The following is a 22020-nucleotide window of genomic DNA, read 5'->3' on the forward strand; positions in this document are numbered from 1 at the left end:
CCTTTCCCCATGACTCTAAATATATGAAGGTACATCATTTTTTGGCTCGCTACCCAATGTACCCAGTAATTCCTTGCCTATTTCACGAGCTGTGATAACAGCTTGACGCACAGCACCGGAATCACCGGTGATTTGCAAAATAACTTCGTTGGAGAAACTCGTGCCATGAGCCGGTGACGAATAACCAACCACATCGACATTAGCTGCTTTAACTGCCGCATCAGCCATAACAACGCCAATAGCCGCCGGAGCACCAACGATAAGCCCGAAAGCCTTACCTTCCGGCGCACCGAATGCTGTTTTTAATGCATGACTGGCACGTGCCGTATATTGCAATTCAATGTGTCCCGCTTCATTGCCATATACATCTCCGAAAGTGCGTTCCACTTCTTTCAGTGTTACTTCTACGGCGCGTTTAACATCGGATACATCGTCTCCACCGAATACGATCAAGGAACCATGACCGGCACCGCCTTTAGTGTCACGGGCAAGTTCAATGCTTACAATTTCCGTATTTGTTGCCTTAACGGCTTCATCAGCGGCCATAATATGCGGCCCTGCGCCGGTACGGGCACCGACAACACCGATAGAGCGATATTTTTTTGTCAATTTCATAGCATCTAATACTTGTTGATCCACGTTAGCAATAACAAGACCAATGGTATCGCCCACCTTAGCCGTACCGATAAATTCTGTTAAGCTGCATGTCTTTGCCATAATCTGTTCTTCTCCTTTACTCTCAGCAACGGGAGCCGGAACACTGTCCTTAGCTAACCCATCTGCTTTACTTAACACGCGTTTTAGAATTTCATCTACCATTTTTTGGGTGTCGCTCATCATTCATCACCTTTTTCAACGTCGCTTGGGAACAACATGCCTTCTACTTCACGATGCGGCCTTGGAATTACATGTGTCGATACTACTTCACCTACACGTTCGGCAGCAGCCGCACCGGCATCTACCGATGCTTTAACAGCACCAACATCGCCGCGCACCATGACGGTTACCAAGCCGGAACCTATTTTTTCGGTGCCGATAAGAGCCACGTTAGCTGCTTTAACCATAGCATCTGCTGCTTCAATAGCCCCAACAAGGCCCTTCGTTTCCACCATACCCAATGCTTCTTGCGCCATACACGTCATCTCCATTCCATTTCCATAGTTCATACCATTGCCGAAAGGCTTTATATTTATATTTTAAAAAATAACAGGATATTATTTTTTAACACTTTTTTACGAATTTTTCTTATCTTGTTTTATGATTAACAAATTTTTGTTATAATACTTCTATAGAAAAGGTATGAAAGATAGTTATACTCTCTATCTCTTATCAATATCTTGAGTTATATAAATTATCACAATTTAATCTTCTTACTTCATTAGGAAGAGAGGTGTTGAGCATGCATTGCAGTGTACAATCCGAAACTGCTATCATCAATCAGATTATGCGTGATTTTACGACCATTACCGATATGGCCTCCGTGTATGTAGATATTCGAGGAAAGGTCCTCTCCACCAAATATAGCTTCACTAATTTCTGTAACTATATGCGCAGTCGGCCTCACACGGCTAAACTATGCGCTTATTGCGATGCCTACGGCGGACTTGAATCTTCCCGTTGCGGTCAATTCAAGCCGTATCGTTGTCATGCAGGGTTAAGCGATTTTTCTATTCCAATCATTGCCGGCGGACAGCTTAAGGGCTATATTTTAGCAGGGCAAACCATTGTGATGGATCCATCCTTACCACAAATTGCTCCGGCTACCGATTGGCACAGCTCCAGTGAACTTAAAAGCTATTACCGAAAGCTTCCTTCCTTTCGTCGTGAAGAAATGGAAAGTGCCGTACATGTACTCGAGCTGATGGCAATGCACTATTTCCCGGAAGTAGCGATGGGATTCGGCCATTTACCGGACTATTTAACGCAATACACCGCACCTAAGGAAATAGCATTGCGTCCGGAAATCAAACGAGCCCTTGCCTATATTGATAAGCATTTATACCAAAATCCGTCGCTTCGTGATATTTCCGCTTATGTATACCTAAGCGAAACCTATTTTTCAAAGCTGTTCAAAAAAGAGATGGGACTAACTCTCGTCCAATATGTAAATCAACGTAAGTTAGATCAAGCTAAAATTTTATTGCGCGAGTCGGATAGCCCTATTGAATCAATTGCGAAAGCCTTAGGATTCAGTCGCCCTAGTTACTTCAGCAAAATTTTTAAAGAAGCTATGGCGGATACGCCTCATGGCTATCGCAAAAAATATAGAGCGTAACACTACTGCTACTATTTCGTACATTACATAATCCTTTTACTTCTGCTAACATGCCAAAAGGCCGTACGATTTGTGAATTTCACAAATCGTACGGCCTTTTATTCGTCTACCGTATCCCGACATCTAAAGAGAGTATCATTTCTATTTATTATTAGGGTTATAGGACAAAACGTGTTGGTCCTATAACTCTATTATTACACTATTCATGCCTATACTACTAACCAATGATAGCTTCTAAAGACCTACATAGATTTCAACAATCATTCCGCTACAAATTCAGGGATCATGTAGAGAACAAGGATACAAAAAATATGCGGGAGTACAAAATAAAAAACAGCACCTGCCAACGCAGATGCTGTTCATTAACTGGCGGAGAGAGAGGGATTTGAACCCTCGGTACGGTATAACCGCACACATGATTTCCAATCATGCTCCTTAAGCCGCTCGGACACCTCTCCAAACAAATAGCTCATCCGTATCACTACTTCATATGAACTACTTGGATAGTATATACAATTTTCTGGTATCTTGTCAACACCTTATTTTGATTTTATACATTATAACCACTCGGTAAATGTATCCCAATCACCGTCTATCCGCGTTTGTACTTTTGTCATCAAGCTACTGCCTAAGCTTCGCTCTTGCCCGACCAGCTTCATATATATAGCCTTAGCAGCTTCACGCTTTCCGGTCATCTCTAAGGCCTGTGCGTAATTAAAGACATTTATTACATTGGACGGCGTACGCTTATATATACTTTCAAAATACGGCAAAGCCCCGCTATAGTCACCTTCTTCAGCCAAAATATTTCCCATCAGTCCTTCTGTCATATTAACGGTGCTATCGGGAAAATGATCCTTCGCCTCTAATTGCAACGCATGTGCCAGGTCATCCTTTGCTTCCGCATAACGTTTCATCTTGTAATACAGCATAGCCCGATTATTATAACTTTCGGGAATCAACGATCCATGCTTCATACTCTTTCCAAATAATGTTAATGCCTTATCATACTGCCCTTCGGCTAAATACATCTGCGCCAGTTGATTACGCAATCCTCGATCTTTCGGTTTATGCTTTAATGCTTCTTCTAAAACGGCAATTAAACTATGATTTGTCCCCACCGCCGCTACCGAATTTTCTGTTGACGATGTTACGGATTGCATCGTTGCTGCCGGCTCTTTCGTCGATGCTGTCATATCCTGTGCTGTCGTATGTGCCGGGTTTCCTAAAATAACTATCGACAATATAAATGCGGTCGCTCCGATTTGTTGTACGCGTATCTTCATGATATGCCTCCTTCGCTGCTGTGTACTTAACTTTTATTGTATCATTCTCACTTTTCTTGATACAACTACAGAGCCATGAAGTAGAAGCTAGATAGTATCAACTTTTGTCAATTCACCCGTAGCTGGATTCATAATACATCCGCTGATACTAACATCTTTGGGTAACAACGGATGCGCACGTAATACCTGCACTGCTTTTTCTACATTTAAATGCGCGCAGGTAAAGCTATCCGCCCATCGTTCCAAAGTAGCATACACATCAGCAATAGCCTCCGCATCAATACCGCGCTGTTTCATTTTATCAGCTAAGCTTGCGGCAGTCGTCTTCTCCATACCACACCCATCATGGCCAACAACAATGACTTCGTTGGCACCCAGTTCATATACGCTAACCAATATGCTACGCATTACATCTCCAAAGGGTTCAATGACATTGCCGGCTACTTTGATTACATTCGCATCGCCGCGCTGTAGCCCCATAGCATTCTCCATCATATTGACTAACCGTGTATCCATGCATGTTACGATTGCCAAATGCTTCGCAGGCAACTTGGCCACAGCAGGATCCTCCTTAGCATATTTCATTCCTTTCGAAGGCACATACGCTTCATTTGCTTTCATAATTGCATCTATCATTGCCATACCATGGTCTCCTCTCTCTTTACCTCCTACTTCCTCACTGGGAATAAGAACCATGTGTATTATATCACCTTACTGCAGTAAGACCTATGGCAAAGGTCACACCTGCAAAGCAACTATGCAGTCGTCTTGCGAATTTCCTATTTACAAGTACAGAAAAACTTGATACACTTAAACAGTATTCTGCGGGCATAGTTCATCGGTAGAATGCAAGCTTCCCAAGCTTGAGAGGAGGGTTCGATTCCCTTTGCCCGCTCCATAAATATAGCCGGAAGGCACACATCACAATATGATGTGTGCCTTCCGGCTTTTATCATATATAAACAATCATTGCCTAGATTATATCCATCATTACTTATACATCAAGTCGTACTGCTTCACGCAGACGGAACGAGTAGATGTAAGTTTCCTTCACAGGCATACCTGTCAGCTGTTCCAGTGCCTCCTTGTATATTCGCAGTTGCAACCTATAGCGTTGACGAAGTTCATCGGCATTACGTACCTTATCTGTTTTATAATCAACCAATACCCATGCTCCGTCTTCTTCAAAAGCAGTATCTATAATCCCTTGCAAAAATAGCTGTTCATCCTGTTCTACCTGCGGATACACATCACTTGCCGATACCAGCCGACTAAAGGGCCACTCTCGTTCTACCCTGGGGGATGTTAACATCCGCTGCCCCAGTGCACTTTCATAAAATTGCCGCAAATACGTTTCATTGAGTACCTGACGTTCATCCATAGTCATATATCCGGCTAGTACCAGATTATCCAAAGCCTTTTTCAGGCTTTCCTTAGTATATGGTTGTAACGGCAGCCACTGCATCGCCTCATGCATCAGGGTCCCCCACCGAGCGCCCGAGGCCGTCACCGCTTCTTCACTTAAAGCAACGGGTTTCATTGCAAACGCTTCATCAATGATAGTCCCTTCATTCACTGACACTTCATTCACTGACACTTCATTCATCAACACTCCATCTGCCGGTTCATGATTAGGCAACGCCTGTTCCTCGGCAGTAATACCCGTTTCACCACTTGTTGCTTGCAATGTACTATCTAAATCATCATCGATAATACTGCCCGAAGTAGCCGCTAATGCTTCGGCTTCGGCAAATCGTCGTTTAATTTCACTCACCGAAATCTTAGCCGGCGTAATCACCGCTCCCGGGTAAGCATAAGAAAACGCAAATCGATGAGCAATGGCCTCCGGCAACGGTTCTGCACCTAACGGCTCCATTGCGTATACCTTATGCAACAACATTTCCGCATCAGTACCGGTACCACGCAGCTTAGTATAGGCACTGCCGTCATGTACGGCCACTGTAAAACGACAGCTTTTATCCTTCAGATTCGGCATTCGTATATCCTCAACCCCGCTATTAAGACGAATGGAATTTCCTTCCAGGTGACGGCCTAGTCCGAGAAGCAACCAATCCAGATACGAGTTACCGCCTAAAATCAAATCCGCCGGAAGTTGTTGTTCATCCAGAACGAGCGCCGGCGCAGCTATGCGCGCACATCGGGCTGCAAAATTCTTTACATACCCCGTAATAAATAATTTATCCCGCGCCCGTGTTAAGGCCACATACAAAATACGTTCTTCTTCCGCTTTAGCCGCCTTTGCCAATAAACGACGATTATACAACCACGGCAGTGACCCATACATAACACGATAGTCCGGGTAATATCCTTTTAATCCCAAACCACCATCTTTATGCAATAAAATAGGTTCCATCAAATCACGCATATTAAATTTCTTTTGTACCGAGCTGAGGAATACGATAGGAAATTCCAATCCTTTACTCTTGTGAATACTCATAATGCGCACTACATCATCAGCTTCGCTTACCGTCCGAGCTACACTGAGATCCTCTCCGGCCGCCTGCAAGCTTTCGATGAAACGTAAAAAACGAAAAAGTCCACGAAAACTGCCGGCTTCATATTGCTTGGCTCGATCATACAGTGCCAATACATTCGCCCTACGTACCAATCCGTTCGGCATAGCACTGACATACTCAACGTAATTAATATCTTCAAAAATATGCCACAATAATTCGCTGACGCTGCGTCGCCGCGACAATGTACGCCATCTTGTAAATCGTTCGATAAATGCCATCACCGCCGGATTATCTTCCTTGCCGGCAAACGTTGGCAACAATGACCACAATGATCCATCGCCTTGCATTCGCAATCGTCCCAATGCGTTAGCATCAAGGCCGACAATAAACGAACCTAACACAGCTGCCATCGGTAAATCCTGTTCCGGGTTATCGATAACCTGTAGTAAGGCTATCAGTAATTGTACCTCCAAGGAACTGAAATAACCGCTGTTCTCCTCCGCATAAGCCGGAATACCCGCTATGCGCATAGCTTCCACCATACGATTGGCTTTACCGGCTACCGATCGCAGTAAGATAACAACATCTCGCCAACACATGAGACGGAAACTACCGTCCTTTTCCTGTATTTTTACACCGGCTGCCTTCAAGGCCTGCAATTTTTCTATAATAAACGCAATTTCCTTCTCGTCATTTTCCAGTTCATCCGCATCATCTCCGCCATCGGAAGCCATAGCTGTCGCATTAGAAGAAGCCCCCTTCTCAGATGCTCCTTGTTGTGTCGTATCATCCACCTCGATAAGATGTAATTCTACGGGACCGCCAACCCAATCCTCCGGCATATCTTCTGTTACTCGTCCCGGATAAAGAGCTTCTTCATCACCATAGGAGAGCTCTGCCCCTTCTTCCGTCATAATTTGGCGGAACAGAAAATTAGTAAAGCTAAGGATATTTTCATGGGATCTGAAATTCTGTGCCAAATCAATACGACGTTCCACATCTGCCTCATCGCGACCGAAGCGATGATATTTTTCCATAAACAAGGTAGGATCCGCCATACGAAATCGATAAATAGATTGCTTCACATCACCTACATAAAATCGATTGTCGCGGCGCGATACTAAATTGACGATGGCTTCTTGCACACCATTGGTATCTTGGTATTCATCAACCATAACTTCCTTGAATTGTTCCTGCAATTCCAATGCTACCGAAGAAGGATGCCAATTACCGTCTTCATCCTTGTCACGCAGTAACGCCAGACATAAATGCTCCAAGTCGGAAAAATCCAACAAGCCTGCTCGGCGTTTAGCTGCTTTAAACGCTGTATCAAACGCCTGCACTAAGCCGATAATACCTTGTGCGTAAGGGAGCTGACCGCGCAGTTGCTCTTTAAAGGTGGCTTCGTCTACAGCGAAAGGTCCCTGAGCCATAGCCTGCAAACGTTCTTTATTCTGTTTTCCCAGTGCTTCCACCTGTGAAACGATTCCCGCGTCTACAACACCTGAGTCCAAATCTTTTTTAAATCCGGTCTTTCGATAGGCCCCAAAGCGGTGTTTCTCTGCTAACGCAACTGCCGCATGCATAGCATCCCAATTCTCGGATTCCCGTAATGCTTCTCGAATGCCAGCCACCTCATCAACCAAACTTTGCCAAGGTGCGGGACCGTCCGGACGATTAATCAACGCTACCATCGTCTCATAATCAGATTCTATCCGAGCAATTATATCCTGCTGTTCCTGCCAAAATGCCTGTCCCCATATCGTTTCGAGCAACGATGTATCCATAGCACTTTCATACCGTTGGTATGCCTTATCAAGCCAAGCCTGAGGATCACTTTGAGCTAAGGCAAAATCATAAATGCGCAACAGTTGATGCTTCAGCCGTTCATCCGAACGATTATCGCTGAGCATATCCGCCACTTCGAAGATATGATAGTCATTATTCGTATACGCCTGTAACAATACGTCATCCAACACTTCCGAACGCATGAGCTGCAGCTCGCCTTCATTACCAATACGAAATGCCGGATCGATATCCAAACGATAGAAATAGCTTTTTATAACCCATTGGCAAAATGAATGTAATGTCGAAATATGTGCGGATGGCAATACATGCAGCTGCTCTTCTAAATATGTGTCACCCGTTTCCCCATATACTTCGGACAGCTTAGCTCCGATGCGGGCACTCATTTCCGCCGCAGCCGCTTTTGTAAAGGTCACTACCAATAGTTCACTAATACTGAGTGGTCGCGTTTTATCGCGCAAACGTGAAATGATTCGTTCTACAAGCACTGCCGTTTTACCCGATCCTGCAGCGGCAGCCACCAATAATGTCTGTGATGACAACGGTCCCGGCTTTGGCGCCTCAATCGCCTTCTGTTGATCGTGGGTCCACTTCATATACCGTTCCTCCTTCTGCCATACGACGCATGCCTTCTTCTTCACTGAGGCCGTGAATATAGCGATAGCGATTACGCGTATTTTCAAATCGACACACTACGCGATATTGACAAAAACTGCAGGGAATACGTCCGTCCAAATTATACGGGCTCAACGGAAAATGACCTTCCAAAATATGTTGTCCTGCTTTTGCCATCACGCGACAAGCATAATCGGTCAACGTTTTAAATTCGCCCACTGTCTTTACTTTCCGCAAATCACTGCTGTAAATATCTCCGGATTTTTTTAGACGTACCGGTACATACGGTGATGTATCGGGCCGCCCTGCCAAGCTATCATCCATTTTTAATAAAATATCGTGATCATGCGCAAAATATCCGCTATTTCGAAGCGACGTATCCGTCATCGATTTCTTTTCTGCCTCAGCCACTGCCAACGGAGCCGTATCACTGATTTGCGGATTCTTTACATATGTATACACCAGCGCTGCCGGCAGCATGGTCATTGAATGCTGTGCTCGTTCCAACGCCAGTAAATACGTAACCAATTGTAGCTTTAATCCATAGTAAATATCAGATGCGGATACCGCAGCCCCACCTGATTTATAATCAATAACCAAGCCAAATAATGTATCACCTATGCGATATTCATCTACACGGTCCAGTTGTCCTCGCAAGCGAATATAGTGATTTCCGCCTAAAGCAATCGGTACTGCCGGCCAACTGTCGGGGCCATTGCCGAAGCCCTGTTCTACATGCACCGTATCGAACACACTTCGCTTTGACCAGTCACTGAGACGATATACCGTTCGTTGCAATGTCGCCTCGAGGCGCTGCTGCAGGGCTTCTTCATAGGCATCCGTAAAAGCATCGCCTAATAACTCCGCCGTCGTATCCGCTACTACATCAGCACAAATTTTTTGTAATTCCTCCGGCTGTACGTCACGCCATTGTCGTTCCTGTGACAGGAGAAGCATACCTAAACGGCGCAAGTTTTCATGCAGAAACGTTCCCATTTCCGGTGCACCAAACGACTTGACCTTGCGCGGTGCCAGTTGCAACGCATATTGCGCGTAAAAAGCAAACGGACACCGTTGGTAACTTTCCAATCGAGTAACCGATCCGTCCAAAGCATTTCCTCGTAACAGTAATGCATCTACCACAGCCGGTTCAATAAGAGGCACCTCGTTAGTGTCCAACGCCCCGCGCGTCGATAATCGAAGCGGCTCGTAATAACCTGCTTTTAAACTCCAATCGTAAAGACTCCACCATAATGGATTTACCGACTGCCCCTTTACTGCCTCGCTAACACGTCCCGCTAAAAGGCGTAAGCTCTGCTGCGGGGTCCACATATAATCTGTCTCGTCACCATCCGGCATCGTCAGCGGTGCTTCCATTGGCGGTGATGTATATCCCATGCTTGCCAATCGTTTAATTACCAATGACGGTTCCAAGCTACTACCATCCTCACCGGAGCCGGCGTAGGATATATAAAGTCGCTGTCGTGCTCGGCTACAAGCAATGTAAAAAAGAAATTGCTCGTTAAAGGCGCGAACCAAGGCACCTGCAGCCAGCGTGATTCCTGCCGCCTGCAACGCTGTACGCTCTTTATCCTTGAGTAGTCCTTCATCACCCATGCGCTGCGGAAATACACCTTCGTTAATGCCCGGTACAAATACAATGGCACTTTCCGTAGTATACCCGCGTTCCACGGTAGTCACAGCCACGTGATCAAGACTCGGTGGTACCAACGAATATGTCACCTCATCCAAGCCCTCTCTTAACAGTACTGCGATTTCATCAGGTGCCAGTAGTTCCGTTTTTGCCAATAGCATAACTTCATCAAAAAAACGAATCACTCGCTTATACATTTGCTCATGACTATCTGCTTCTTCTTGAAGTCCTTCGGCTACTGCTTCGCGACTCCACTGCGACAATGTCCTCGGTACATGCAGGGACTCCAAGCACGTATATAAATGCTCACACCATTCATAGCCTGTATGTGACTGCCTGCCAAAATCCCACAACAGTTGCCACAATGGTACTATCCTACTGTGAATGTTCTGTATCCGAGATACTCGCAGCGTTTCTCGTTCATAACTATCGCTACCTTCAGGGCCCGTATCGCGACGACGATATGTCCATTCCGGCTTTAACCACATAAGCTCGCGAATACCAAATTCCAAGCAGTAATTTTCCAAAAGATCTACCTCTTCCCTCGACAGGGGAAAGAAATCAGTCTTTAATAATCGAAATACCGCATCATGATTAAATCGACTCTGCACTATCTCCAATAAGCCTGTTAAAAGTTCCGCCAAAGGATGGCTTCGCATGGGATGTCGTCTATCTGTAAAGAAGGGGATTCCATACTGCGCCAGCCCTTTTTCTAATATATCACCATAGGTTTCTGATTCGCGCAACATGATTGTGATGTCGCGCCAACGATACCCCTCTTCTCTTACTAAGGAAGAAATTCGTCGGCATATAGCATCTACCTCGCGCTCACGATTATAAGCACGCACTACCGCTACCGTATCTTTGGATTGATTTCCCTGCGATGGATAGGCAAAATATCCTTTTTCCAATGCTTCTAGCACCGGCGATTGAAAACGGTGCTGTTTTGTAAAGCGCCGTACTAAAAGTTGTTTGCCATATCGTTCCTTATATGTGGTATATACTTCATAAGGGCGATAAAATAATTGCCCCGGCCTAGCATATCGTTCCGGCTCTGTCTCGGCCGGCAACGTCACTGTTAAAATAGATTCCTTTGCCAAGGCAAACATCCGCTGAATTAATATATTCTGCAGCGGAGTAAACCAATGAAAGCCATCTACGATTACATGTGCCTGTTGTAGTAACGATGAATCACCAATACAGCGAATCAGCTCTTCCATGCTATCTTCATCGCTGCCCCATAGATTATCTGTCATCGTTTCATACTGTTCTTTGATATATGCCAATTCACGCAGCTTTCCGGCAAGTCCCATAGAATCTACTTTATCGGCACCGCTTCGCAAATCCTCTGCGGTCACGCGAAACGCTTTGCATTCTGCCAGTAATCCTTGCAATACATCTGCAAAATGTGGCTGCGATGCAGCCCGACGCAATACTTCAAGTTTGTCGGCATGTCGTTTTAACAGCAGTCGCAACACTAATTTTTGCCCAATATCGGACAAGCTGTCTTCTCTTGCTTTCCCCAATGATTGAAAAACCTGATGAGCTAACCGCCCGAAACCTACCACACGTACTGTTGTGAAACCACCTTCCGGCATGAAAGCCGCTAATTCACGTTCTGTGCGATACGTAGCCGGATCCGGCACCAAGAGGATAATAGGTTCACCGGGGCAAGTAGTTATGATTTCTCGAATTCGTTCGTAGCAAGCATAGCTTTTACCTGTTCCGGCTCGCCCCATATACATAGTCAGTTTCATACCGTACTCCTTTATTTACTCAATTGTATGTTAATTATATATGCTTTCCCCCAGGGATGCCACATACACTACTAATGTACATAATAAATTGGTATGCATACCTATTGTAATTCTTTCGTCATTATGATAAAGCATTTATCGCATATCACGTGTTCTCTTTGTTCTTTCTACCTGTCCTTCCCGATTCAACTCTACCTATACATCCAAAATTTTTATATCCCCATAAAATAATAGAACTTTAATAACTATTGACTTATCCACGTCATAGTCATATCATAATAACGCACCTAGACAAAATTTTAAATGAAGGAGGCATTCCGATTATGCTAAAAGAATTGGGCAATAAGCTCGAAGAAAAAGCAATGATTTCTTTTTTGAAACGTTTTGATGCAAATCCGTTCAAAGTTGTATTTAAAGACAATGAATATGTAATCGGCGAAGGGACTCCGACATTTACCGTACATATGAAGGAACCTATTCCTGTCAGTAAACTGATGGAAAGCACTTCGATTGCCTTGGGAGAAGCATACATGGACGGCATTCTCGACATCGAAGGCGATTTATATGAAGCTTTAAACCATTTTTTGGGACAAATGGATAATTTTTCTACATCCGGTTCAGTAATGAGTAAACTGGCTCACGTATCCTTGGGCAAAAGTAATCAAGCCCGCGAAATCGAACACCATTATGATATCGGCAATGATTTCTACAAATTATGGTTAGATAAAACAATGCAGTATTCTTGTGCTTACTTTGCTAATGAAAGCGACAGCCTTTACGAAGCACAGGTACACAAGGTAGATCGTATTTTGGAAAAATTATATTTAAAGGAAGGTATGAGCCTTCTTGATATCGGTTGCGGTTGGGGATTCCTCCTCATCGAAGCCGCTAAAAAATACGGTATCAAAGGCACCGGTATTACGCTCAGCAAAGAACAATATGCTGAATTCCAGCGCCGCATTAAAGAAAACGGCCTAGAAAATCAGTTAACTGTTAAATTGATGGATTACCGCGATTTACCGAAATCCGGTATGACCTTTGATCGCGTCGTTAGCGTAGGCATGGTTGAACATGTGGGACGCGAAAACTATCAGCTTTTTAATGACTGCGTGGATGCTGTACTTAAGGATGGCGGTCTCTTCCTCCTCCACTTTATCAGCGGCATGCAGGAAAAACCGGGCGATGCCTGGATGAGTAAATATATCTTCCCCGGCGGAATGTTGCCGAGTCTGCGAGAAATGATTGCAGATATGACGGAAGATAACTTTCATGTACAGGATGTAGAAAACCTGCGCATTCACTATAATAAAACCTTATTGGAATGGGACAAGAACTTCCGTGCTCAGTTGCCTACCATTAAGAACATGTTTGATGAACGATTCATCCGCATGTGGGATTTATATCTCACCGGTTGTGCCGCTGCCTTTTACAATGGCATGATGGACCTTCATCAAATTCTCGCCACGAAAGGTATCAACAATGAATTACCAATCACCCGTTGGTATTAATCGTTGGCGCTAACTACCGTTATAGCGAGTCATGTAATCCCCTTACAGGCTCACTATTTATAAAATACAAATTTATCCTAAACGAAAACAAGGCGGCAACTCATGTATCCCCTACATGAGTTGCCGCCTTGTTTTCTTTGCTTTCTATATTATTTTATTACCCGACTTTATCCAGTAGAATAAAACTGCTACAGCCATGCCACGATTTCTCTTATCATTTCATCAGCCGATAAGTCCGCGGCTGTAAGCAATGATAGCTACCGTAATCACAGCCAGCACTATTACCACTGCGTAATCCTTACCGCGCATACCGACCTTAGCAACAAAACTATGCTTCTTATTGCCAAATCCGCGCAACTCCAAAGAAAGAGCCATCGTTTCCGATCGTCCCAAGGATTTTAAAAGCAGCGGTTGAATGACCGAACCATAGGATTGCAATCGTTTAACTATATTGCCCTTCATTGCCATTCCACGACACGCCTGTGCTTCTTGCACCGCCTTACTTTCCGTAATAAAATCCGGTACGAAGCGCAAAGCTGCCGTAAACATAAAGGCGTATTCGTAAGGAATTTTACATTGCGTAACTAATGCCGCCGTTAAATCCTGTAGCCGTGTAGTCGCCAATAGTACAATGAATACCATAGTCATACACAACATCCGCAAGCCTGTTACATAAGCCGACTCTAATGTACCTCCGCCAATATATTGCACAACTGCTAGAAATATTGCGAAAACAGCCAGTGTGAAAACTACCTTATATTGTGTATGCAACAAGCCTGTTACAGCCAACAAAACAAGCTCCGCTATCAACAGCACCGCCAATTCACTCGGTGTATGTAAAATAATTGCCCACAGAGAAACCGCCATAGTCGTAATAATTTTTGTAAACGGTACAAGCTGTTTCATTATAGGGCCTCCCTTCGCGCCATCATACGTTCTTCAAATTCCTTCATTGACTTGCAATAGCCTATGCCCGGTACGGATTGTGCCAATTCGACACACGGTGGCTTTGTCAATCCAAGCTCATATAAGTCATCTCTCTTGGTGAATAACTCTTCCGGTGTGCCGTCAAAAGCCTTTGTGCCGTAACCCATAATAATGGCTCGCGTACAATGTGATGCAATGATTTCCATATCATGAGTAACGAGAACAATAGTAAGTCCTGCGGACCGCAATTCCTCTAGCAGTATCAACATCTCTCTTGTTTCCTTACCATCTTGTCCGCTGGTCGGTTCATCCAAAATAAGGATTTGCGATTTCATAGCTAACGCCGACGCAATCGCTACACGCTGCTTTTCACCGCGTCTAAGCGATGGTGGATACGACTTTGCCAAATGACTGATACCGGTACGCGCCAGTGCATCCTCGGTAATCTCCTTTACTTCCGATTTTGTATAACCAAGCTGCTCTGGTCCAAACGCTACTTCTTCGGCTACGGTAGGTCTAAACATTTGGCGATCCGGCTGTTGGAACACATAGCCGATAAAACGGCCCCGCTCCGAAGGAGATAATTTAGTAATATCATCACCTTTGTAATACAAGGTTCCCTCTACCGGTGTTTCCAATCCCATTAAAAGACGCGTCACTGTTGTCTTACCACAACCATTTCGACCGCCGACGGCAATAAATTCACCCTTACCGATAGTAAAGCTTACATCTTTCATAATATCCTTGCCCGGCACGTATCCGAAGCGCAGATGTTTTACTTCTAACATAGATATCTCCTTTATCTGTATCTCTGGTCCCGCTCATCAATGTACGACCGAAGTCAATCCTTTCTTTGCCGCCGCTACACTGAGCCACGGCGCCGGGAATGTATAGCCTGCCGCTTCCAATCGTAAATACGTAACAAAGATGGAAGGCAAGGCATCTACATAAATATCGTGCTCATACATATAACGTAACGTAGTCGGCACATCCGCATCACTGCGGATTTCACCATCCACCATAAGTACCAAACGGTTAGCATATGGCAACACCGCATGTAAATCGTGATCAATAACAACTACTGTAATACCATGTTCTCTGTTCAACGTACCTACCAATTTATACAGCTCAGCGGTCCCTTCCGGATCAAGCGAACTGGTTGGTTCATCCAATACAAGAATAGATGGATCCGTAGCTAATACCGATGCAATTGCCAAGCGTTGCCGCTGTCCTCCGGATAAGCTGGTAATCTTTCTCTCTTCCATGCCTTCTAAGCCCACTTGTTTAAATACAGCAGCACTGCGCTCTTTAATCTGTTCCGGCGAGTAACCGCGATTTTCCATAGCAAACGCCACTTCTTCACCAACCGTCATCGTTACCAATTGTGTATCGTAGTCGGCCATAACTACACCGATTTCTGTAGCTAAATCCGGAATTTCTACTTGAGTCGTAGCTTTCCCATTAACAAACACCATGCCTTCCATCCGACCCCCATAGAATTTCGGCACCGCTCCGGTCATGGCCATACATAATGTGGACTTCCCACAACCTGCCGGGCCGGTCACTACTAAAAAGTCTCCTTCATTAACCTGCAAGTTTATGTTTTTAATTGCCGGTGTCGTTGCCTTAGTATAGTAGTAATTAAAGTGCTCAATAGAAATCTTTGCATCGTGAGCCGGTGTGATGATCAAGCCCTCATGACTATCTGTAGTTCCCATCTTATCCGTTACATAACCGCGACGCGCAAAAAGATGCTTTGCCGGTACATAAAGAAGAGGCGTTACAATACCATTACACAAGCTTACCATAAGAACCATCGGCCACATGGCATTTACATATACAGCTGTCGGTAAACCTAATACCCAGTAAAGAATAGTGACAAAGACGCCACCCGATGCCACCGTGCTAAGGAATCCCGTAATAAACGGCAGTAACTCCAACTTTCCCAACTTAAAAGATCCCATACGCCCCAGCAAACTAACAAGTATCGCGCAAGTCAACGCTCCTGCCGGCTCACTGAATAGATTACCGTAGGGAAATGCGGATTTTGATGTCATCACATTGATAAGTGCAGCTACCAACCCAATGCCAACGGACTGGCGATAGGTAGGTCGCGTTAAATGAATAGCCACACAATACGTAGCGGTTGTCCAATTCGGTGTAACCCCCGCCACACTAGGGCTGACTAAATGTAAAATAGTTCCCAAAGCCAACATCAGCGTGCTAACGGTTACCCATCGAAATTGGCCACCCTGCACATGGGTATATACTAATTTTGCTACATCTTTGCCACGTTCCATATACGTGCCTCCTTATCACTATCACCCTAATTTTAGGTATAAAAAAAACCTTCCGTTCCTACAAAATAGGGACGAAGGTTACTCCGCGGTGCCACCCCGATTGGCTTATGCAGCCCGGCTCACAACGTACGGCCACTTCATCTGTGGCGATACGCGCTCCTTAAATAACGGTAAGAGACTACCGGTAGTGCCTAGCCTTACGGATCGGACTACATCTCCCAGGTCCATTCGCCGCACCTTCTTGCATCGGGCTTCCACCTACCCCGACTCGCTGTAGCCGAGCTTGCGCGGTTACTCTTCCTGTTCGTTGATATTATCACTATGTTTTTTCTTATTATACACAGCTTTTCTCATTGCCGTCAACACCTAATCGCTAATCCTCTTCTCTTCCTATTTTCTCTAATATGTAGTTATCTTTTATCATTTACAAATGCTCCTCACACCCAAGATACTTACAAATTACGGATTTATCTAACTTATGTATTTTCAGCTACGTTATTTTGTTATATACTATACTGTAGAATTTTATTTAAATATTTAATTTTATATTTAAATAAGTATCAAAAAATCTATAAGCGGCGCTACGTTCCAGTAACAAATCGCCGTCATCACTATAAGAACGGAGTGTATCATCTGATGAACAACATCGTCGTTATCGGCAGCTGCAACATCGATCTTACTGTCTTGGCAAACAAGCGACCGAAGGCAGGCGAAACTATTCTCGGCGAAGGTCTCAACACCTCCCCCGGCGGTAAAGGTGCCAATCAAGCGGTAGCCGCAGCTAAACTCGGTGCCCATGTCACTATGGTCGGTTGTATCGGCCAAGATACTTACGGAGACATGATGCTAAAAAATTTAAAACAGTACGGCATTGATACGACTTATTTAGTGCGGCGTGACACAGTACCTACCGGTACTGCGCATATTACCTTGGCCGAAGGAGATAACAGTATCATAGTTATTCTCGGCGCTAACGCCACAGTTGATGAAGCCGTCGTCGACAATGCTTGGCCGGCCATTGCAAAAGCCGACCTCGTACTTTTGCAAAATGAAATTCCCTTGGCTACCATCGGCTATGCCATAACCCGTTGTGCCGACGCTAATATCCCGGTGCTGCTCAATCCGGCTCCGGCAGCTTCACTCAATTCGGCTTGGCTTGACAAAGTAACCTACTTGACTCCTAATGAGCACGAGTTATCTGCGTTGTATCCCGGGGTATCACAGGAAGAGGTTCTTCGAACCGTCAAGCCGCAATTACTTATTACCTTAGGCAAGCGCGGTGTAGGCTACAACAATAAGGGGACACTTGCGATTGTCCCCGGCTTTACCGTTACACCGGTGGATACAACCGGTGCCGGCGATACCTTTAACGGGGCTTTTGCAGCCGCAATTGTCCGCGGCGAAACCATGGAGCAAGCGATACGCTACGGTAACGCAGCTGCCGCCTTATCTATTCAAAAGCTCGGTGCTCAAGAAGGAATGCCTTTTGAAGATGAAGTAGCAACATTTATGAAGGAGGCTCACTAATATGCAAAAAGGTGGCATTTTAAACAGTCATATTGCCAAGGTTTTGGCTGACCTCGGTCATACCGATACTATTTGTATCGGAGATTGCGGATTACCTGTACCGGAAGGAGTGCAAAAAATTGATGTCGCGCTCACCTTCGGCGTTCCCTCCTTCGCAGACGTGCTCCGCCTCGTTGCTAAGCACATGCGTGTCGAAGCAATTCATATCGGCGAACCTATGGAAGCGGAAAATCCCGTGAACTATGCCATCGTAGACGAACTTTTCCCGGTGAACCGTTTTGATCGACGCATAACAAGCCATGAGGAATTTAAAGAGGCTACTCGTCATTGCAAATGTATTATCCGCACCGGTGAAGCAACACCGTATTCTAATATTATCTTGCAAGCAGATTGTATTTTTGCACCGGAACGGTAACACACGTACCATAAAAATACTTCCGCTACACACGATACAAGTTATAGGATTGGAGTTTTATTTACATGGAAATCACAATGTCCGGCATTGCCAAAGCCTTCGGTACCAACCAAGTACTGCGCGACGTTGACATATGCCTGAAAGCCGGCCGTGTTCATGCCCTGATGGGAGAAAACGGCGCCGGTAAATCAACCTTGATGAATATCCTGGTAGGTATTCACAAAGCCGACGCCGGCACTATTGCTATCGACGGCCGGGAAACCACTTTCCACAGTGCCCGCGAGGCCGAACTCAACGGCGTTGCCTTTATTCATCAAGAACTCAACATTTGGCCGAATTTAACCTTATTAGAAAATTTATATCTTATGCGTCCGAAGAAAACGCGTTTCGGCATGATCGACAAAGAGGCTATGCTCAAGGAAGCAACCAAAATGTGTGAAGACATGCATATTGAATTGCCTTTGCAAAAAGAAGCCGGTGAATGCTCTGTCGGTCAACAGCAAATGACAGAAATTCTTCGAATTCTCATGTTAGATGCCAAGGTAGTAATTATGGATGAACCGACGGCGGCTCTAACGGAACGAGAAACCGAAACGCTCTTTACCATGATGAAAAAATTAAAGGAGCGCGGTGTGGCCATCGTCTATATCTCTCACCGCATGGAAGAAGTTTTCAGTGAATGTGACGATATTACGGTTATGCGTGATGGTCACTCCATCATCACTTGCCCCATCGGAGATATTTCCGTTGACGAAGTAGTAAAAGCCATGGTCGGTCGCTCCATAGATGAATTTTACCCGGAGCGAACCACCATTCCCGGTGATACAGTACTTTCCGTAGAGAATCTTTCTCCTATCGGTCATTTTGAGCCCATTTCATTTAACCTGCGCAAAGGGGAAATTCTTGGCGTATCCGGTTTGATGGGGGCCGGCCGTACGGAAATCATGCGTGCCATCTTCGGTGTCGATGCACATAATGGCGGCACCATCACTTTACATGGCAAAGAATTACATCTCAAAAAACCGGAAGATGCAATCAAAGCCGGTATTGCCTTTATCACCGAAGACCGCAAAGCCGAAGGCCTAATCTTAGACTTCTCCATTGCCTCTAACATAACTTTGCCTAATTTGGGACACTTATGCCCGTCCAACATTATGCATCGCGAAAAAATGCTCTCCTTCAGTCAAGACTTATCCGATCGTCTCGGTGTTAAGACACAATCGGTACACTTGCCTGTTTCTTCTTTGTCCGGCGGCAATCAGCAAAAGGTTGTCATCGCCAAGTGGATAGGCTTGTCGCCATCCATCATTATCATGGATGAACCGACGCGCGGCATCGACATCGGCGCCAAAAGAGATATTTACGATCTCATGAACGAGCTTACCAATCAGGGGGTATCCATTATCATGGTCTCCTCCGAGCTCCCGGAAATTCTCGGCATGAGCGACCGCGTTATGGTCATTCACGAAGGTGGCGTAGCCGGTATTTTGAATCGCGCTGACGCTACTGCCGAATCCATCATGACACTTGCAACAGGAGGCCAATAATCAATGAATACGAATGTAACTGCTTTTATTAAGAAAATGGGGCCACTTATCGGTCTTATCCTCTTATTTATTATTATTTCATCCTTAAATTCCAGCTTCTTGGAATTTTCTAATTTAAAAAACCTATTACGCCAGGTTTCTATTAACGCCATTATCGCTTTTGGCATGACTTTTGTTATTCTTACCGGCGGCATCGACTTGTCGGTTGGTTCCATGTTAGCTTTAGCCAGCGCTTTGATGGCCGATTTCATCGTTGGTGGTATGGATCCGATCGCTGCTATCTTCGCAGCCGGTGGTATCGGTATCATCCTCGGTGGTATCAACGGTCTTGTCATTGCCTATGGTAAAGTAGCACCATTTATCGCTACCTTGGCTACTATGACTATCTATCGCGGCGCTACCCTCGTATTTACCGATGGTAACCCTATTAGCGGACTGACGCAAAGCGAAGCCTTTCACTCCTTTGGCCAAGGAAATTTACTTGGCTTACCGGTACCGGCTATTACTATGTTCGTGTCTTTCCTTATTTTATGGTTTATTTTACAAAAAACATCTCTCGGTCGCCGTACCTATGCTGTTGGGGGTAGTGAAAAGGTAAGTTTCATTGCCGGCATTAATATCAACCGCATCAAGATTTTTGCGTACGCTTTAACGGGCTTTCTCAGCGCATTAGCCGGGGCTATCATCACATCGCGCCTTAACTCTGCCCAACCGACTGCCGGTATGGGTTACGAGCTTGATGCCATTGCAGCCGTAGTTCTCGGTGGCACCAGCCTTGCCGGCGGGAAAGGTCACATCGTAGGTACCCTCATCGGTGCTCTTATTATCGGTACATTAAATAACGGGCTGAATATTCTTGACGTATCCAGCTTTTACCAGCAAGTCGTAAAAGGTATTGTTATTCTGTTGGCAGTTCTTGCCGATCGCAAAAAAGCCTAGGAGGTATAGTTACAATGAAAAAATTATTCACGTTATTAGCGGTAGCCCTTGCTATCGTTGTTATGGTAGCCGGTTGCGGTTCCAATAGCAACAGTGGTAATGCCGAAAAAAAAGGCGGCACCATCGGTCTTTCCATTTCTACATTAAATAATCCGTTCTTCGTATCTATCAAAAAAGGGGTAGAAGACGAAGCTGCTAAACTTGGTATGAAGGTAAAAATCGTTGATGCGCAAAATGATCCGGCTAAACAGGCCAACGACATTTCCGACCTTTTAGAAGGCGGCGTATCCCTTCTCATTGTTAACCCAGTAGACTCAGCTGCAATTTCTACGTCCGTAGAAGCCGCTAACAAGAAAAACATTCCGGTAATCACTCTTGACCGCTCCACCGATAAGGGAACCGTAGTGGCTCACATCGCTTCCGATAACGTAAAAGGCGGTGAAATGGCCGCTGATTTAATCGTTAAAAAATTAGGCGAAAAAGCTAAGGTTGCCGAACTCGAAGGTATTCCGGGTGCATCCGCTACACGTGAACGCGGCGAAGGCTTCCACAAAGTAGCCGATCAGAAATTAACTGTACTCACCAAACAGAGTGCTGACTTCGACCGCACGAAGGGTCTTAACGTAGCATCTAATATGTTACAGGCTAATCCGGACATTCAAGCAATCTTCGCACAGAATGACGAAATGGCTCTCGGCGCTATCCAGGCTGCCAAATCTGCGGGTAAAACAATCTTTATCGTAGGCTTCGATGGCACGGAGGACGGCCAGAAAGCCGTACAGGACGGCGCATTAGGTGCTACTATTGCACAGCAACCGGAATTGATGGGTAAAATTGCTGTCGATACAGCCAGCAAGGTATTGAAAGGCGAAAAAGTAGATGCCAAAATCCCGGTTGACTTAAAAGTAGTGACGAAATAACATCCGTCATCTATCGATAACATACCTATGACTTGCATATAGACAAAAAAGGAACCGACGAACGCAT

16 protein-coding genes, 2 tRNA genes and 1 other annotated feature are annotated in these 22020 nt (G+C 45.1%); of the genes, 8 read left to right on the forward strand and 10 right to left on the reverse strand.

All coding sequences use genetic code 11. The features are described 5' to 3' along the window. Positions 1-15: 15 nt before the first annotated feature. The gene (gene pduB, locus G344_RS0104285) at positions 16-837 is read right to left on the reverse strand and encodes a propanediol utilization microcompartment protein PduB (RefSeq protein ID WP_028255125.1); all 822 of its coding nucleotides are present in this window, start codon (positions 835-837) and stop codon (positions 16-18) included. Continuing rightward, positions 837-1133 carry a BMC domain-containing protein gene (locus tag G344_RS0104290; RefSeq protein ID WP_028255126.1) on the reverse strand — a complete coding sequence of 99 codons (297 nt, stop codon included), beginning with the start codon at positions 1131-1133 and terminating at the stop codon, positions 837-839. Before G344_RS0104290 ends, pduB begins: the two co-directional genes overlap by 1 nt. A gap of 266 nt (positions 1134-1399) precedes the next feature. Between G344_RS0104290 and G344_RS0104295 the strand changes: the two genes are divergently transcribed. Further along, positions 1400-2275, forward strand: coding sequence for a PocR ligand-binding domain-containing protein (locus G344_RS0104295; protein WP_028255127.1), 876 nt, complete (start codon positions 1400-1402; stop codon positions 2273-2275). A gap of 367 nt (positions 2276-2642) precedes the next feature. Here the strand turns inward: G344_RS0104295 and G344_RS0104300 are convergent. The 3 genes from G344_RS0104300 to G344_RS0104310 all read right to left on the reverse strand — a co-directional run bounded on the left by G344_RS0104300 (position 2643) and on the right by G344_RS0104310 (position 4203). Further along, positions 2643-2733 (reverse strand) — tRNA-Ser (locus G344_RS0104300). Positions 2734-2832: 99 nt separating this feature from the next. After that, complete coding sequence (locus tag G344_RS0104305) at positions 2833-3561, reverse strand: tetratricopeptide repeat protein (protein WP_028255128.1); 729 nt, start codon at positions 3559-3561, stop codon at positions 2833-2835. 87 nt (positions 3562-3648) lie between these two features. After that, a complete protein-coding gene (locus tag G344_RS0104310) occupies positions 3649-4203 on the reverse strand; it encodes a beta-class carbonic anhydrase (RefSeq protein WP_028255129.1) in 555 nt (184 codons plus the stop codon). A 182-nt stretch (positions 4204-4385) separates the two neighbouring features. Between G344_RS0104310 and G344_RS0104315 the strand changes: the two genes are divergently transcribed. Then, positions 4386-4459 (forward strand) — tRNA-Gly (locus tag G344_RS0104315). Between the two features lie 96 nt (positions 4460-4555). On the opposite strand, the gene addA is transcribed toward G344_RS0104315, so the two are convergent. Together addA and G344_RS10675 are read right to left on the reverse strand one after the other, a co-directional pair. Beyond that, entirely contained in the window at positions 4556-8440 is a 3885-nt protein-coding gene (gene addA, locus G344_RS0104320; RefSeq protein ID WP_028255130.1) for a helicase-exonuclease AddAB subunit AddA, read from the reverse strand. Continuing rightward, on the reverse strand, positions 8406-11870 hold the full coding sequence (locus tag G344_RS10675; protein ID WP_051245748.1) for a PD-(D/E)XK nuclease family protein: 3465 nt from the start codon (positions 11868-11870) through the stop codon (positions 8406-8408). Before G344_RS10675 ends, addA begins: the two co-directional genes overlap by 35 nt. A gap of 323 nt (positions 11871-12193) precedes the next feature. On the opposite strand from G344_RS10675, the gene G344_RS0104330 reads away from it, so the two are divergent. Continuing rightward, positions 12194-13378, forward strand: coding sequence for an SAM-dependent methyltransferase (locus G344_RS0104330; RefSeq protein WP_028255131.1), 1185 nt, complete (start codon positions 12194-12196; stop codon positions 13376-13378). A 222-nt stretch (positions 13379-13600) separates the two neighbouring features. On the opposite strand, the gene G344_RS0104335 is transcribed toward G344_RS0104330, so the two are convergent. From G344_RS0104335 to G344_RS0104345, 3 genes are read right to left on the reverse strand one after another with little or no spacing between them, the layout of a single operon-like run. Then, positions 13601-14284, reverse strand: coding sequence for an energy-coupling factor transporter transmembrane component T (locus G344_RS0104335; RefSeq protein ID WP_028255132.1), 684 nt, complete (start codon positions 14282-14284; stop codon positions 13601-13603). Beyond that, complete coding sequence (locus G344_RS0104340; RefSeq protein ID WP_028255133.1) at positions 14284-15093, reverse strand: energy-coupling factor ABC transporter ATP-binding protein; 810 nt, start codon at positions 15091-15093, stop codon at positions 14284-14286. Before G344_RS0104340 ends, G344_RS0104335 begins: the two co-directional genes overlap by 1 nt. Before the next feature lie 36 nt (positions 15094-15129). Continuing rightward, the gene (locus G344_RS0104345; RefSeq protein WP_028255134.1) at positions 15130-16605 is read right to left on the reverse strand and encodes an energy-coupling factor ABC transporter ATP-binding protein; all 1476 of its coding nucleotides are present in this window, start codon (positions 16603-16605) and stop codon (positions 15130-15132) included. 64 nt (positions 16606-16669) lie between these two features. Then, positions 16670-16922, reverse strand: a binding site (T-box leader). A 319-nt stretch (positions 16923-17241) separates the two neighbouring features. On the opposite strand from G344_RS0104345, the gene rbsK reads away from it, so the two are divergent. From rbsK to rbsB, 5 genes are all read left to right on the forward strand, one after another. Further along, positions 17242-18132, forward strand: coding sequence for a ribokinase (gene rbsK, locus G344_RS0104350; RefSeq protein WP_028255135.1), 891 nt, complete (start codon positions 17242-17244; stop codon positions 18130-18132). Position 18133: 1 nt separating this feature from the next. Then, entirely contained in the window at positions 18134-18547 is a 414-nt protein-coding gene (rbsD, locus tag G344_RS0104355) for a D-ribose pyranase (RefSeq protein ID WP_028255136.1), read from the forward strand. 65 nt (positions 18548-18612) lie between these two features. Continuing rightward, entirely contained in the window at positions 18613-20094 is a 1482-nt protein-coding gene (locus G344_RS0104360; protein WP_028255137.1) for a sugar ABC transporter ATP-binding protein, read from the forward strand. A gap of 3 nt (positions 20095-20097) precedes the next feature. Beyond that, on the forward strand, positions 20098-21033 hold the full coding sequence (locus G344_RS0104365; protein WP_028255138.1) for an ABC transporter permease subunit: 936 nt from the start codon (positions 20098-20100) through the stop codon (positions 21031-21033). A gap of 14 nt (positions 21034-21047) precedes the next feature. Beyond that, positions 21048-21953, forward strand: a complete 906-nt coding sequence (gene rbsB, locus G344_RS0104370) for a ribose ABC transporter substrate-binding protein RbsB (protein ID WP_028255139.1) — start codon at positions 21048-21050, stop codon at positions 21951-21953. Positions 21954-22020: the final 67 nt, after the last annotated feature.

Origin of the sequence: Veillonella magna DSM 19857 (assembly GCF_000428745.1) — a bacterium.
GTDB lineage: Bacteria > Bacillota > Negativicutes > Veillonellales > Veillonellaceae > Veillonella_A > Veillonella_A magna.

What these genes read in the sequence shown, in the direction of transcription:
- G344_RS0104345 (WP_028255134.1), bottom strand. Translation starts at nt 16,605, where the DNA reads ATGGAACGTGGCAAAGATGTAGCAAAATTAGTATATACCCATGTGCAG.
- rbsB (WP_028255139.1), top strand. Translation starts at nt 21,048, where the DNA reads ATGAAAAAATTATTCACGTTATTAGCGGTAGCCCTTGCTATCGTTGTT.
- G344_RS0104360 (WP_028255137.1), top strand. Translation starts at nt 18,613, where the DNA reads ATGGAAATCACAATGTCCGGCATTGCCAAAGCCTTCGGTACCAACCAA.
- rbsD (WP_028255136.1), top strand. Translation starts at nt 18,134, where the DNA reads ATGCAAAAAGGTGGCATTTTAAACAGTCATATTGCCAAGGTTTTGGCT.
- G344_RS0104310 (WP_028255129.1), bottom strand. Translation starts at nt 4,203, where the DNA reads ATGGCAATGATAGATGCAATTATGAAAGCAAATGAAGCGTATGTGCCT.
- G344_RS0104295 (WP_028255127.1), top strand. Translation starts at nt 1,400, where the DNA reads ATGCATTGCAGTGTACAATCCGAAACTGCTATCATCAATCAGATTATG.
- G344_RS0104335 (WP_028255132.1), bottom strand. Translation starts at nt 14,284, where the DNA reads ATGAAACAGCTTGTACCGTTTACAAAAATTATTACGACTATGGCGGTT.
- G344_RS0104365 (WP_028255138.1), top strand. Translation starts at nt 20,098, where the DNA reads ATGAATACGAATGTAACTGCTTTTATTAAGAAAATGGGGCCACTTATC.
- G344_RS0104290 (WP_028255126.1), bottom strand. Translation starts at nt 1,133, where the DNA reads ATGGCGCAAGAAGCATTGGGTATGGTGGAAACGAAGGGCCTTGTTGGG.
- G344_RS0104340 (WP_028255133.1), bottom strand. Translation starts at nt 15,093, where the DNA reads ATGTTAGAAGTAAAACATCTGCGCTTCGGATACGTGCCGGGCAAGGAT.
- addA (WP_028255130.1), bottom strand. Translation starts at nt 8,440, where the DNA reads ATGAAGTGGACCCACGATCAACAGAAGGCGATTGAGGCGCCAAAGCCG.
- rbsK (WP_028255135.1), top strand. Translation starts at nt 17,242, where the DNA reads ATGAACAACATCGTCGTTATCGGCAGCTGCAACATCGATCTTACTGTC.
- G344_RS10675 (WP_051245748.1), bottom strand. Translation starts at nt 11,870, where the DNA reads ATGAAACTGACTATGTATATGGGGCGAGCCGGAACAGGTAAAAGCTAT.
- G344_RS0104305 (WP_028255128.1), bottom strand. Translation starts at nt 3,561, where the DNA reads ATGAAGATACGCGTACAACAAATCGGAGCGACCGCATTTATATTGTCG.
- G344_RS0104330 (WP_028255131.1), top strand. Translation starts at nt 12,194, where the DNA reads ATGCTAAAAGAATTGGGCAATAAGCTCGAAGAAAAAGCAATGATTTCT.
- pduB (WP_028255125.1), bottom strand. Translation starts at nt 837, where the DNA reads ATGAGCGACACCCAAAAAATGGTAGATGAAATTCTAAAACGCGTGTTA.